Genomic DNA, 13,089 nt, shown 5'->3' on the forward strand with positions numbered 1-13,089 from the left:
AGACGCCGACCGCCCAGGTTGACCGACCGATCCCGGATCTCGAAATCCACCACAACTCCCCAACTGGGGTGTTGCGACGACCACTAGAACCCAAGGAGAGTCGCCGGGGGCCGCCGATCCGGCTGGGTTGGTCAGGCGAGCGCTCAGCCGACCTTGCCCACGCCCGCGCCGCTCTGCACGGTCGACTTCACGCTGCTCGCGCTGTCGAGGCTGTAGCCGTACGGGATCGCCTTGACGCTGCCGCCCTGGTCACCCGAACCCGAGTTGACGAAGTGGTTGTTGCGCGCCACCAGGTTGGCGGGGTCCGAGCTGCCCTCACCGCGGTGGAAAGGGTCACGCGTGTTCTCGAAGTAGTTGCCCTCCACGAGCACGCCCGCCTCCTCCGTGGAAGCGACACCGTACGACGTCACGCCGCCGTAGTAGTTGTTGTAGACGTGCACGGGGTTGCCGAAGCGGACCCGCGGGTGGCGCTGGTTGGTGCCGTCGAACCAGTTGTTGTGGTAGGTCACGCGCAGCTTGCCGCGGTCCTCGCCGCCGTTGTCGTCGCTGTGGCCCAGCAGCATGGTCTTGTCGTGGGAGCTGATCTTGTTCCACGACACGGTCACGCAGTCGGACGCGCGCTTGATGTCGATGGCGCCGTCGTAACCGTTGCGCAGGCTGTTGTGGTCGATCCAGACCCTGGTCGAGTACTGGACGTTGATCGCGTCGTCCGCCCAGTTGGTGAAGTTCAGGTTCCGGATGATGACGTTCGACGCGTTGGAGACGTTCAGGCCGTGGCCGGTGATGGTGGCACCCGAGCCGACGCCGATGATCGTCTTGTTGGACGCCACCTTCGTCATGCTCGACAGGGAGATGGTGCCGGACACGCGGATCACCGAGGCGCTGGACGAGCCGACCGCGGACACGAACGCCGAGGTGCTGCTGACGGTGACCGGCGTGGCGCTGCCGCCACCGGTGGTACCGCCGCACTGCGTGGCCCAACCCTGGAGGTTGAACGACGCGGCGTTGGCCGAGGGCGCCATGATCACGGATGCGGCCAGGGCCGACACCGCGAGCAGCGCGCGGGAGATCTTGCGGGACATGCGGTTTCCTCCATACGACTGTGGATGAAAAGGGAACCGGCGGCGGTATTGCGACGTGGCGGCGACCGAAGGCCTACACCGGACTCACCACCTCTCCACGGTGTGCTTGCGGATGTGCTCGACGTCGAACTCGTCGCCGAGACCCGGAGAGGAGGTCAGGGTGACGTGCCCGTCCGCGTCGAGCGGGTCGGCCATCGCGAGCCGGTGCGGCGGCACGCGGTCGAAGTCGTGCAGCGGGTGCAGCAGGCCGCGCTCGTACCAGCGGCCGTTGTCCGTGCCGCCGAGCACGGCCAGGCTCGCCGAGCCGTCGCCGTGGATCTCGCAGTCCATGTTGAACGCCTCGGCCAGGTGCAGGGCCTTGACCGTCGGCGAGATGCCGCCGACGTCGGTCGGGCCCGCGCGCAGGATGTCGCACGCGCCGGAGGTGATCCACTCGGCGCGGGTCAGGTGCTTGCCCCAGGCCACCTCCGGGCCGATCACCGGGATGGACAGCTGCTCGGCCAGCCACCGGTAGGAGCTGATCGACGCCTCCTCCATCGGCTCCTCGAACCAGTAGAAGCCCAGCTCCTCCAACGCCCGGCCCAGTTCCAGCGCCTCGGTGCGCGAGTACCAGTGGTTGGCGTCGAGCATCAGCTCGACCTCGGGCCCGACGGCCTCGCGCACCGCCTCGCACGCCGCGATGTCCGCGCGCACGCTGGGCGCACCGGGCACCGGCGGCATCCACGTGTGCAGCTTGATCGCCAGGTAGCCGCGCTCCACCAGCTGCTTCGCGAACGCCGCGTAGTCGCCGGGCGTGCTCAGCCCACCGGGGATCTCGTCGCCGCACATGGTGCTGGCGTAGGCCGGGACGCGGGACCGGGCGCCGCCGAGCAGCTTCCACACCGGTTGCCCGACCCGCTTGCCCACCAGGTCCCACAACGCCGTGTCGACGTAGCCGAGCGCCCGGTCGGTGAACCGGCCGTGGGAGCCGCGCTGCTTGCGCGCCATCTTGCGCCACAGCCCTTCCCGGTCCCACGGGTCCGCGCCGATCAGCACGGGCTTCACGATCGAGTCGAGCACGGCGGGGCGCAGCTGGTCGGGGTGCACCTGGACGCGCCCGACGGCGCCGTCGGAGTCGGTGATCTCGAGCAGCGCCTCGCGGACCTCGTGCTCGGCGCTCGGGTGCCGGTGCCCGTGCGGGTCCACCGCGGTCCACGCGGTCGTCGTGAACACCGAGACCTCGACGTGCTCGATCACCGCGACCTCCGCAGGCTCGCGCGGCCTCCGGCGTGACGACCGGTCTCGACCGGATGGGACGGAGCCCTGTTCATGACATCCCCTCGCTCAGGTGGTCGGTGTGCGAACGGCGTGCCGGCGCCGCGCTCGGCCCGGTTCCGGGCAGGTGGGTCCTGGAACCTCCCCCTCTGGCGGGAGTCCTCTCCCGCCAGAGGGGGAGGAGTCACTTGCGGTCTTCCCACTCCTTCTGCGCCTCGGTGAGCTTCTTCGCCATGTCGTCCAGGAACTGCTGGCCGGTAAGCTCGCCGAGGAGCACCTTCTGGTACTGGGGCTCGCTGTCGGTCTTGGTGATCGACGAGTACTGCGGCAGGTAGACCGGCGCGGGCACGAGGACCGTGGCCGGGTCTTCCAGCACGCCGAGCGCCATCTTCACGTGGGCGGCGGAGTCGATCCACGCCGCGCTGCGCACGTCGGTGTTGGCGGGGATCTGGCCGACCTTCTCGTTCCAGTAGCTGTTGGACTCGGCCGAGGTCAGGAACTCGGCGAACTTCCAGGCGGCGTCCTGGTTCTCGCTGTTCTTGAACACCGCGAAGCCGTCGGTCGGGTTGGGCACGACGGTCCGCTTGCCGCTGGGGCCGACCGGCAGCGGCATCGCGGCGACCTTGTCGCCCAGCGCCTTGGTGACGTCGCTGTAGGAGCCGAGGTTGTGGTGCATCATCGCCACCGAGCCGCCGGTGAACTGGGCGATCATCTGGGTGAAGCTGTTGTTGACGTCGGCCTCGGGGGTGGCCTTCTTGTACAGGTCGGCGACCTTGTCGACGAGCTCGGCGTTGGCCGGGTCGTTGAGGGTGCTCTTGCCGTCCTTGAAGAAGGTGTCCACGCCGGAGTACGCGTAGGCCTCGGTGATCAGCTGGAACACCGACCCCGCGCCACCGCGGATGGTGTAGCCGTACTTGTTCGCGCCGGTGTCGGTGAGCTTGGTGGCGGTGGTGATGAACTCGTCCCAGGTCTTCGGCGCCTCAAGGCCCGCGTCGGAGAACCAGTCGGTGCGGTACCAGACGATGTCCATGTTGGCCGAGGACGGGACGATGTAGAGCTTGCCGTCCGGCGCCGTCTGGCGGACGGTCTCGACCAGCGACGGGAGCAGCTTGTCCTTCAGCGGACCGCTGTTGATGCGGTCGTCGAGGGGCGCCAACGCCTCCTGGCCGACCAGGTGCGCGAGGTACGAGGTGGTCACGCCGCCGACGTCGGGCGTCTCGCCGCCCGCGATGGCCGTGTCGTACTTCTGCTGCACCGACGCGCTGGGGATGCCGACGTACTCGACCTTGATGGTCGGGTTCGCCTTCTCGAAGCGCGAGATCAGCTCCTTGTAGATCGGCTCGCGGGCGGGCCCGCCGTTGTTGTCCCAGAACGTGATGGTGACGTTCCCGTCGGCGCCCGCACCTCCCTCGGACGAGCAGGCGGACAGCGCCAGGGCGGCGGCCACGGCGACCAGCAGTTTTCTCATGATGCTCCCTATCCCTTGACAGCCCCGGCGCTGAGCCCCTGCACCAGGAACCGCTGCACGACGGCGAAAACCAGGACCACCGGCACGGCCGCGACCACGCCACCGGCGGCGAGTGCCCCGAAGTCGGTGTTGAACTCACCCAACGTGTAGCTCAGGCCGACCGGCAGGGTGAACTTGTCCTGCTTCGTGGCGAACATCAGCGCGAACAGGAACTGGTTCCAGGCGCCGATGAACGCGAACGACCCGACCGCCACCAGGGCGGGCTTGAGCTGCGGCAGGACGACCGCGAAGAACGCGCGCACGCGCGAGCAACCGTCCACCATGGCGGCTTCCTCGAGCTCCACCGAGATGTTGCGGATGAACCCGCTCATCAGGATCAGCGAGAGCGGCAGCTGGAACGCCACCTCCGCGATGACCAGGCCGGTGATGCTGTTGAGCAGCCCCAGCCCCTTGAAGATCACGAACAGCGGGATCAGCATCATCGCGCCGGGGATGAACTGGCTGCACAGCATGGCCAGCAGGAACACCCGCTGGCCGCGGAAGCGGAACCGCGCGAGCGCGTACCCGCCCATCACCGACAGGATGGTCACGAACACGAGCACGCCCAAGCCCATGATCACGCTGTTGTAGAAGAAGATGCCGAACCCGATGTCGTTCCACACCGTGTCGAAGTGCTCGAACGAGATCGGCCACGGCACGAGCTGCGTGGAGCCGGCCGGCCGCACCGCGAACACCAGCATCCAGTAGAACGGGATGAGCGTGAACAGCAGGTACAGCACCAGCGGCACGTGGATCATCCACGGCTTGCCCGGCTCCTCGGCCACGGCCCGGCGACGCCGCTTGGTCGGCTGCCGGGGCGGCGGCGGGGTGTCCACCGGCGGTCGGGTCAACGTCTCGGTCATGCACGACTCCCGAACTTCGACAACCGCAGGTAGGCGATCGAGAAGAACAACAGGATCAGGAACCCGGCCACGGTGAGCGCCGAGCCGTACCCGAAGTTGTGCGAGTCGACGGCCTGCCTGGCCACGTACAGCGGCAGCGTGGTGGTCTGGTTGGCCGGACCACCACCGGTCAGGGTGTAGATGAGGTCGACGTTGTTGAACTCCCACACCGCGCGCAGCAGCGTCGACAGGATGATCGCGTCCTTCAGGTGCGGCAGGGTGACGCTGGTGAAGCGCCGCCACCGGCTCGCGCCGTCCACGGACGCCGCCTCGTAGAGGTCCTTGGGGATGCTCTGGAGGTCGGCGAGCAGCAGGATCGCGAAGAACGGCACGCCGCGCCACAGCTCGGTCACCACGAGGGCCTCGAACACGGTGTCGGGGTTGCCGAGCACCGAGGTGCCCGGCGAGCCGATGCCGAGGTTCGACAGCTCCTGGAAGATGCCGGTCGACGGGTTGAGCAGCAGGATCCAGATGCCCGTGGTGAGCACGCCGGACACCGCCCACGGCGAGAACACCAGCGCCCGCGCCATGCCCCGGCCGATGAACGTCTCGTTCACGATCAGGGCGAGCACGAGGCCGAGCAGCAGTTGCAGGCCGACTTCGACGAAGACCCACTTGGCGCTGAACGCCAGGCTCTGCCAGAACAGCGGGTCGTCGAACAGCATCTGCTTGAAGTTGTCCAGCCCCGCGAAGCCGTTCTTCCACGGCTGCGTGACGTTGTACCGCTGGAGGCTGTAGTAGACGACGCTCCCGATCGGGTAGACCAGGAAGACCGCCATCAGCACCAGCGTCGGTGCGATCAGGGCGTAGGGCGCCCAGGTGCGAGTCCTCATGCGGGGTTCCAGTCGCCGAGGTACGCGCGCAGGGTGTGCTGTGCCGCCTGGTCGTGGGTCAGCTGCGGCCGGTCGGGGCCGGCGGTGGCGCCGGGGCCGGAGTTGCGGAACTCGGCGAACCGGGCGTCGCGCCAGGAGAAGCCGGACATGTCGGTCCACGGCGCGGTCTTCACCGCGGCGGGCAGCTTGGTGTCGCGGATGACGACCGAGGCGATGGCGTCCGGGTCGCCGCCGGGGTGCCACGGCCGGCCGAGGTAGTAGGTGCCCGCGGGCGCGTCGCTCAGGATCGTGGAGTTCATGATCAGGAAGCCGTGCGGGTTGTCGCGGCGCGTGCTGGCGGCGGTGAGGTAGCCGTTGGGGTCGCCGCCCCGGTCGAGCGCCTTGATCGTGACCTGGTCGAACACGGCGGTGGCGCGGCCGAAGATGAAGTCGACGTCGCCCACGATCTCGCCGCCCCGGTAGTACTGGCGGGCTTTCGTGCCCACGGCGCGCGTGTCGGCGTACAGGGTGTCCTGGTGGCCGAGGAAGCGGACGCGGTCGTAGTACTGCCGGTCGCCGGTCGCCTTCACCGCGACGGCCTGGGTGCCGGTGATCTCGGGGTGCGCGGCCCGGTCGAACGAGTTGCTGAACGTGAGGTCGCGCGCGGTGAAGCCGTCGGCCTCGACGGTCGCGGTGGCCGAGCCGGTGGTGCCGTAGGTCGTGCCGTCGGGCTTCTTGGTGCCGTTGGCGTTGTCGTAGTCGATCACGACGTCGCGCGCGGTGCCGGTGGAGCCCTTGAGGGTCAGGTCGGGCTTGGTCGCGGGCACCCGGATCACCTCGCGGTACACGCCCTTGCCGATGGTGATGGTGGTGCCCGGCGGCGCGGCGTCGATCGCGGCCTGCACCGTGTCGAAGTCCGTGCCCTTGGCCACGTGGTAGCGCTCGCGCTGCTGCGCGCCGGCCTTGAGGTTCTTCACCCGGGAGGTGGCCTCCAGGCCGCGGGTGAACTCGGGGGTCCAGCCGGCGTCGCCGGCGAGCTGCGCGGTCGGGTTGGCCGCGTTGAACGCGTCGAGCACGTCCACCGGCCGCCCGTCGACCAGCGTGCCGACCTCGGTGATGGCCGTGCCGCCCCAGTTGTAGATCAGGTCCTCGACCGCGCCGCCGTTGCCCAGCTTGACGTAGTTGTTCTCCACGTACAGCTTCGACTGCACGCCGACGCCCCACGCGTAGACGAACGTCGGTCCGGGCTCGTACAGGTTGTTGTAGACGTGCACCTGGCCGAACCGGACGCGCGGCAGGCGTTCCTCGACGTTGCGGAACACGTTGTGGTGCACCGAGATCCGCAGCTTGCCGGGGTCGGTGGTCGAGGTGTTCGACGAGCCGATGAGCATCGTCTTGCCGTGGTCTTCGAACAGGTTGTACGACGCGGTGACCAGGTCGGTGCCGTTGGTCATGTCGAGCGAGCCGTCGTGCTGCTGGAAGGGGCGGCCGAAGTAGGTCGGCGCCGCGCTGTCCGGGGACGGCTGGTCGGTGAACGTGTTGTGGTCGACCCAGACGTTCGTGGCGCGGTTCAGCGAGACGGCGTCGTAGTCGGAGTTCCAGTTGCCGGTGGCGCCGTCGGTCGGGTCCCACTGCGGGAAGCAGTCGCGCGTGTCGCGGAACGTGAGGTTGCGGACGATCACGTTGCTCGCGCCGTGGATGCGGACGCTCGCGCCGGTGATGCCCGCGCCCTTGCCGTCGCCGACGATCGTGGTGTCCGAGCCGACGGTGAGCGCGATGGCCTCCGCCTGGCGGCGGGCGGACGCCGCGCGGGCGTCCTCCAGCGGGCCGCTCGGCTCGGTGTCACGCCCCCAAACAGCGGGGTCGTATGCGGCCAAATAGCCCGCGAGCGTGTAGCCGTCCGTGGCATACGTTGCGCAATCAGCCCTGAAGTCGATGACGCCGCGCACCTTGATCAGGCGCGGGGCGGGCGACGCCAGGGCGGCCCGCAGTTCTGCCGCAGTGCGCACCACGTGCTCGGTGGTCGCGGCCGACCCACCGGTCGTGCCGGCACCGCTCGAAGCCCAGCCGTCACCGGGTTGGAGAACCTGTCTCCCCAGGTCATGGCCTGCGTGCGCGGGTGCCGCCGCGATCACGCCAAGGGCGCAGGAAAGCACGAGCGCAGTACTGAGTATCCGCATGACGAGGGGCCTTCCCCGGCGAATTTGTTCATAAATGTGAACACGTTCCAGATGTGCGAACAGAGTATTGCGAAAGTATCCGCCACACGTCAACGACGTAACTTCGTTCGATGGCCGTTCGACGACGTGATTCGACGCCTAGTCGAATTCGAGTCGAATTCGATGGCACGACCGGCCCACCGCCGCGTCCGGTCGGCAGCGGTGTGGATGGTGGAACCGGTACCGGTGCGACGCGGGCGGGTGTGGGACGCAGTACTGATGAAGCGTCGGACCGATAACCGACGACGGCGGCGCGGCGGGAAGCGGTCCCGGTGGGGCGTCAGACCGACACCCGACCCGGCGGCTTGCAGGCGGAAGCGGTGCCAGGCGGGACATCGGACCGCCCTCTAACGCGGCGGCGTCCGAGGGCGGTGGCGGTGGGCCGTCAGACCGGCGGGGTGAAGGCGCCGATCCGGGCGGACAGGGCTCGGGCGTGCGGGTTGGCCGGGTGGCGGTCGGCCAGGTGGCGCAGCGGTCGCAGCCGGTCGGCGACGCGGGTCGAGCGGATCGTGCCCGCCAGCGCCAGTGCCCGCCCCCACGTCGGCCGCGTGGTCGAAGTCCCCGTCCACCAAGTGGTTGGCGGCCAACGCCATCAGGCTGAACGCGCGGCTGCGCGTCATGGCCTCCGGATAGCCGGCCACGGCGGCGGTGAGCGAGTCGATCGCGGGCGCGGTGCGCGACGGGTCGACCGTTCGGGCCAGGTCGGTCAGCACCACGCCGGTCAACCCGCACAGGTCCGTCTCGTCGAAGAAGCGCGCCCATCCCGGCGCCGGGCCGGACGCGCGGGCGAACTCGTCGTGCGCCAGGTTCAGCAGCCGCACCGCCTCGTCCTTGTCGCCCAACCCCGCGCGCGCCCACGCCTGGTTCGCGAGCAGCATCGCGACGGCACGCCGTGAACCCGCCCGCCGGGCCGCGACCAACCCGGACGCGAACGCCTCCAGCGCCTCGCGCCGCCGGCCGCCGTGCAGCCGCATCCGGCCGACGCGGTAGTGCACGTTGGCCGCCAGGTCGTGCCGGCCCGCCTCCACCGCCAAGTCCAGCGCCCGGTCCCAGTGCCGCGAGGCCGCCGGCTCGAAACCGGTGTCGAAGCACGTCCAGGCGGCCAGGTTGTGCAGGTCGGCCAACGCCACCAGCAGCCGCTCGCGCACCGCGCCCGAGGCGGCGACGTCGAGCAGCCGGTCGTGCCGCGTCGCGCACTCGACCGCCGAGTCGCGGCACGCGCCGCCGCCCCGCCGGTAGTCCACGTCGCGCAGGCGTTCGGTCTCGGCCGCCAAGCGCTCCACGTCCTCGACCCCGATGTGTGCCGGGACGCGCTGAGGTTCTGCCATCGCCGCACCTCGCAATTCCACTAGAGCGGTGGAGGGGATCCAACTGGCATGTGGCTGCGGGGTACCCAGGGTGACAGCGCCACCACCCTGACGGGAGCCGCCGTCAGGGGCGCGCATCGGCCCCTGCGCCGACGCCCGCGATGGGGCCGGAATCGGGGGGTGATCGGGTTCCGCACGGCCGGCGGACGCGCCCGTGGCCGGCCCCGATCACGGCGCCCCTCCCCCACCAGCGGCTCCGACGGCGTGGCTGCCCGCACTCGTCGTCGACAGGAGAGACATTCCATGCCAACGGGATCCTTCAACGCGCGAGCCCGGCAACTGGCCGACGGGCGGCACGTGCGGTTCACGCCCGTGACGCGCCGCCCGTGACACCACCGGCCGGGGCCTTGCGATCGCGCGGTACGAGGCGACCGGCGAACCGGGCGCCGCCGAGGTCGCGGTGGTGGTCGCCCCGCCGTGGCGGCGCGTGGGCCTGGCCACCGCGCCGTCGCCCGGATGCCGCGCTCGGCAGGCGGCGTCCGGGCGAGCGGCGGGTCCGCTGTGGACTGGTCGGTGCCGTTGCCACCACCGTCAACCGGACTGGACCACTCGTCCGCCGTGCGCCGACCCGCACGTGACGACGAGGAACGCCGACCGCGACCGATCAGCGCCGTCCTCCCCGAACTGCGGCGCCGGCGCGGCTTGACGCAGCACGACCTGGCTCGACGACTGCACGCGGCGTCCGGGAACGTCAGCATCGCCCGGCGCAGCCGCCGCGGCGGGTGACGGACTACCGGCCCGCACCGACCAGGGCCGGGTACTGCACGGCGACGTCCTGCGCCAGCGCGGCTTTCACCTGTCGCGTCAGCTCGTCGGCCAGCACCTCGAAGGCGTCGGCCTCGATGCCGTCCACCGCGAGCTCCGCGACGTCGCGCGGATCGCTCTTGGGCGCGTCGACGCCGGCGGTCATGTCGGTGTCCACGTAGCCGACGTGCAGCCCGGTGACCTGGATGCCGCGCGGGCGCAGGTCGAGGCGCAGGGAGTTGGTCTGCGACCACAGGGCGGCCTTCGAGGCGCTGTAGGAGCCGCTGATCGCCACCCAGGACAGGACCGACGCGACGTTGAGCAGGTGCCCGCCGCCGTTGCGCTCGATGATCGGCACGAACGCGCGGGCCACGTGCAGCGGGCCGTAGAAGTTGGTCTCGAACTCGCGGCGGACGTCGTCCAGCGGCGAGTCCAGGAAGGACGCCTTCACCAGCCCGCCCGCGTTGTTGATCACGATCGTCACGTCGTCCGCCCGGGCCGCGGCGGCGGCGACCGAGGCGGGGTCGGTGACCTCCAGCTCGACCGGGACGGCGTCCGGGTGCGTGGCGGTGCGCGGGTCGCGGGCGGTCGCGTAGACCTTCCGCGCGCCTCTCGCGTACAGGGCCTCGACCAAGGCCTTGCCGATGCCCCGGTTGCCGCCGGTGACCAGGGCGGTCGCCCCGTTGATGGTGGTCATGCCAATCCTTCCCAAGGTGGAAACCGATCGGTTTCCTCGGCCGACTGTAAACCGATCGGTTTCCCCACCGCAACTCCGGCGGTAACCTGCGGGGGTGACCACCACCCCACGGGACCGCCTGCTGGACGCGGCGGGCGAGCTGTTCTACCGGGAAGGCGTCGGCGTCGGCGTGGACGCGCTGTGCAAGGCGGCCGGCGTCTCCAAGCGGTCGATGTACGTGCTGTTCGACAGCAAGGACGAGCTGATCGCGGCCAGCCTCGACCGGCGGGCGCCGGGCTACGACGCCGCGCTGCTGCCCCCGGACGGCGGCACGCCGCGCGAGCGGATCCTGCACGTGTTCCGCGCGCAGGACGGGCTGACCGGGCAACCGGGCTACCGCGGCTGCCCCCTGGTCGCCACGGCGACCGAGCTCAAGGACGCCGGCCACCCGGCCAACGCGGTGGCTCGCCGGCACAAGCAGGCCCTGACCGACTTCTTCGCCGCCGAGGCGCGTGCGGCGGGCGTGGCGGACCCGGACACGCTGGCCGCGCAGCTGACGATTGTGTTCGACGGCTCGGGCGCCCGCGCCGTGGTGCGGGCCGAACCGCTGGCCGGCCTCGGCGTCACCACCGCGACGGCGCTGCTCGACGCGGCCGGGGTCGGCTGACGCGCGCCGTGATCCGACCGGGGCACGCGTCGCCGGCGGCCCCGGAGCCGTGGTCGTCGCTGCGCAGGGCCGGCGGGCGATCATCTCGCGCCGGCTGTTCCAAGGCGTGATCCGGCCGGGTGGCCGGGCCCGCGTCGCCGGCGGAGTCGGACGTCGCCGAGCGGCCCGGTCAGCCCCGGTCGGCCTGGTCTGCCCGCCACTGCTCGACCACGTGCTCGACGTCGTAAGGCATCAGGTTCAGCGGCGGTCCCGACATCGGCTTGCGGATCGCCTCGACGATCCTGGCGTTGATGTCGGCCAGGATCGAGCGCACCTCGGCCTCGGTGCGCGCCCGGCCGGCGGCCTCGCGCGCGGCGGCGGCCTCCTTGCGCAGCAGCAGCGTCGGGGGGAGCGCGGTGCCCTCCTCGCGGCGCAGCTTCTCCTTCACCCACCACAGCTCGTCGTGCGGCTCGTGCAGCCCTTTCAACGGCCGGCCCGCACCGGGCAGGTCCTCGAAGTCACCGCGGTCCTGCGCCTCGCGGATCTGCCGCTCGATCCAGGTCTCGAAGCCGACACCGGCCGGTTTGCGCTCGGTCACGACGCACCACCCCCTGCCGAGGGTACCGGCGGTCGGGTCCGCCGGTCGCCGCTGCTCGGGGACGCCGGCCGGGCGCCCGCCGAGCCGTCACGTCGCCGGCTGACGGCTCGCGGGTGCGCCCGGTGCCGGGCGCACCCGCGAGGTCCGGTCAGGACAGCGTGCAGATCGGCACGGGCACCCAGCCGGTGGCGTCACCGGTGCCGTTGAACCCGACCTTGGTCGAGCCCGCCGGCGGGATGCCGCCGTTCCAGGACGTGTTGGACACCGTCACCGCCGTGCCGCTCTGGGTGAAGGAGCCGTTCCAGCCCTGGCTGAGGGACATGCCGGCGTTGAACGTGAACCCGATGCGCCACCCGCGGGTCGGCGAGGCGCCGCCGTTGCGGATGGTGATCTCCACCGTGAACCCGCCCGGCCACTGGTTGACGACCTTGATCTCGACGTCGCACGACCCGCCGGGGGCGGAAGTCGTGGTGGTCGTGGTGGTCGTAGTAGTAGTAGTAGTAGTAGTAGTAGTAGTAGTAGTGGTCGTGCTGGTGGTCGTAGTGGTCGTGGACGTGGGCGTGGTGCCGTTGAGCGCGGACACCACGGCCGGGATCCACTTGTCCGCGATCTTGCGATCACCGGACGCGTTCGGGTGAACGCCGTCGTAGGTGTCACTGGCGGTGTTGAACCCGGCCCACTGGTCCACCACGGTGACCGGCGACTGCGCGGTGGACTTGCCCGCCGCCCAGCCCGTGATCGCCGCGTTCAGGTCGACCACCCGCTGGGGGCACTCCGCGCAGGCGCTCGCCGCCATCGGGATGATCTTGGCGACGATCACCTTCATGCTCGCGTTGTTGGCGCGCATCTGGTCGACCAGCTTGCCGTAGGCGGCCAGGATGGTCGCGGTCGACCGGTTGCTCCAGACGTCGTTGGTCCCGAAGTGCATGAGCACCACGTTCGGGTTGGTGGCGGCCAGCCACCCGACGAGCTGGTTCTGGTCGGCCACCGCGGTGACCAGCGCGCCGCCGTGGCCCTCGTTCTCGCCGTCGTAGGCGAACCCGCAGCCGTCACCGGCGCGGGTGCCCACGAAGTCGATGTTCGTGTGCCCGGCCGCGCGCAGGTCGCGGTCCAGCAGGGCGCGCCAGCAGCCCGGCGAGCCCGTGATCGAGTCGCCCAGTGCCATGATCCGCGTCGGCGCGGCGGCCTCGACCGCCTGGCCGGGTGCGGCCACCAAGAGGCCGACGAACGTGGCCAACGCCGCTAACAGTGCCGCGACCGCGGCTTTTCTCGACATCGCGTG

The 13,089-nt window shown here is 70.5% G+C and carries 11 protein-coding genes; 1 reads left to right on the top strand and 10 read right to left on the bottom strand.

Annotated elements, in window-relative coordinates:
* Positions 1-143: 143 nt before the first annotated feature.
* The 8 genes from AB0I91_RS36665 to AB0I91_RS36700 all read right to left on the bottom strand — a co-directional run bounded on the left by AB0I91_RS36665 (position 144) and on the right by AB0I91_RS36700 (position 10,584).
* A complete protein-coding gene (locus AB0I91_RS36665) occupies positions 144-1,082 on the bottom strand; it encodes a pectate lyase family protein (RefSeq protein WP_498772803.1) in 939 nt (312 codons plus the stop codon).
* An 84-nt stretch (positions 1,083-1,166) separates the two neighbouring features.
* The gene (locus AB0I91_RS36670) at positions 1,167-2,318 is read right to left on the bottom strand and encodes an enolase C-terminal domain-like protein (protein ID WP_499640986.1); all 1,152 of its coding nucleotides are present in this window, start codon (positions 2,316-2,318) and stop codon (positions 1,167-1,169) included.
* Between the two features lie 202 nt (positions 2,319-2,520).
* Entirely contained in the window at positions 2,521-3,804 is a 1,284-nt protein-coding gene (locus AB0I91_RS36675; protein WP_499640988.1) for an ABC transporter substrate-binding protein, read from the bottom strand.
* An 8-nt stretch (positions 3,805-3,812) separates the two neighbouring features.
* Positions 3,813-4,706 (bottom strand): carbohydrate ABC transporter permease, encoded by an 894-nt coding sequence (locus AB0I91_RS36680; RefSeq protein WP_498772797.1) that lies wholly within the window; start codon positions 4,704-4,706, stop codon positions 3,813-3,815.
* Positions 4,703-5,578, bottom strand: coding sequence for a carbohydrate ABC transporter permease (locus AB0I91_RS36685; protein WP_498772795.1), 876 nt, complete (start codon positions 5,576-5,578; stop codon positions 4,703-4,705). Before AB0I91_RS36685 ends, AB0I91_RS36680 begins: the two co-directional genes overlap by 4 nt.
* Entirely contained in the window at positions 5,575-7,566 is a 1,992-nt protein-coding gene (locus AB0I91_RS36690) for a pectinesterase family protein (protein ID WP_499615800.1), read from the bottom strand. Before AB0I91_RS36690 ends, AB0I91_RS36685 begins: the two co-directional genes overlap by 4 nt.
* Before the next feature lie 557 nt (positions 7,567-8,123).
* The gene (locus AB0I91_RS36695) at positions 8,124-9,221 is read right to left on the bottom strand and encodes an NsdA family TPR-like regulatory protein (RefSeq protein ID WP_499640990.1); all 1,098 of its coding nucleotides are present in this window, start codon (positions 9,219-9,221) and stop codon (positions 8,124-8,126) included.
* Positions 9,222-9,873: 652 nt separating this feature from the next.
* Positions 9,874-10,584 (bottom strand): SDR family oxidoreductase, encoded by a 711-nt coding sequence (locus AB0I91_RS36700; RefSeq protein WP_499640993.1) that lies wholly within the window; start codon positions 10,582-10,584, stop codon positions 9,874-9,876.
* Positions 10,585-10,678: 94 nt separating this feature from the next.
* Here AB0I91_RS36700 and AB0I91_RS36705 point away from each other — a divergent pair, with 94 nt between their 5' ends.
* Complete coding sequence (locus tag AB0I91_RS36705) at positions 10,679-11,230, top strand: TetR/AcrR family transcriptional regulator (RefSeq protein WP_498772785.1); 552 nt, start codon at positions 10,679-10,681, stop codon at positions 11,228-11,230.
* A 169-nt stretch (positions 11,231-11,399) separates the two neighbouring features.
* Here AB0I91_RS36705 and AB0I91_RS36710 read toward each other — a convergent pair whose 3' ends face one another.
* The gene (locus tag AB0I91_RS36710) at positions 11,400-11,807 is read right to left on the bottom strand and encodes a DnaJ family domain-containing protein (protein ID WP_499640995.1); all 408 of its coding nucleotides are present in this window, start codon (positions 11,805-11,807) and stop codon (positions 11,400-11,402) included.
* 148 nt (positions 11,808-11,955) lie between these two features.
* A complete protein-coding gene (locus AB0I91_RS36715; RefSeq protein ID WP_499640996.1) occupies positions 11,956-13,083 on the bottom strand; it encodes a cellulose binding domain-containing protein in 1,128 nt (375 codons plus the stop codon).
* Between the last annotated feature and the right edge of the window lie 6 nt (positions 13,084-13,089).

Source organism: Actinosynnema sp. NPDC049800 (assembly GCF_040656635.1).
Taxonomy (GTDB): domain Bacteria; phylum Actinomycetota; class Actinomycetes; order Mycobacteriales; family Pseudonocardiaceae; genus Actinosynnema.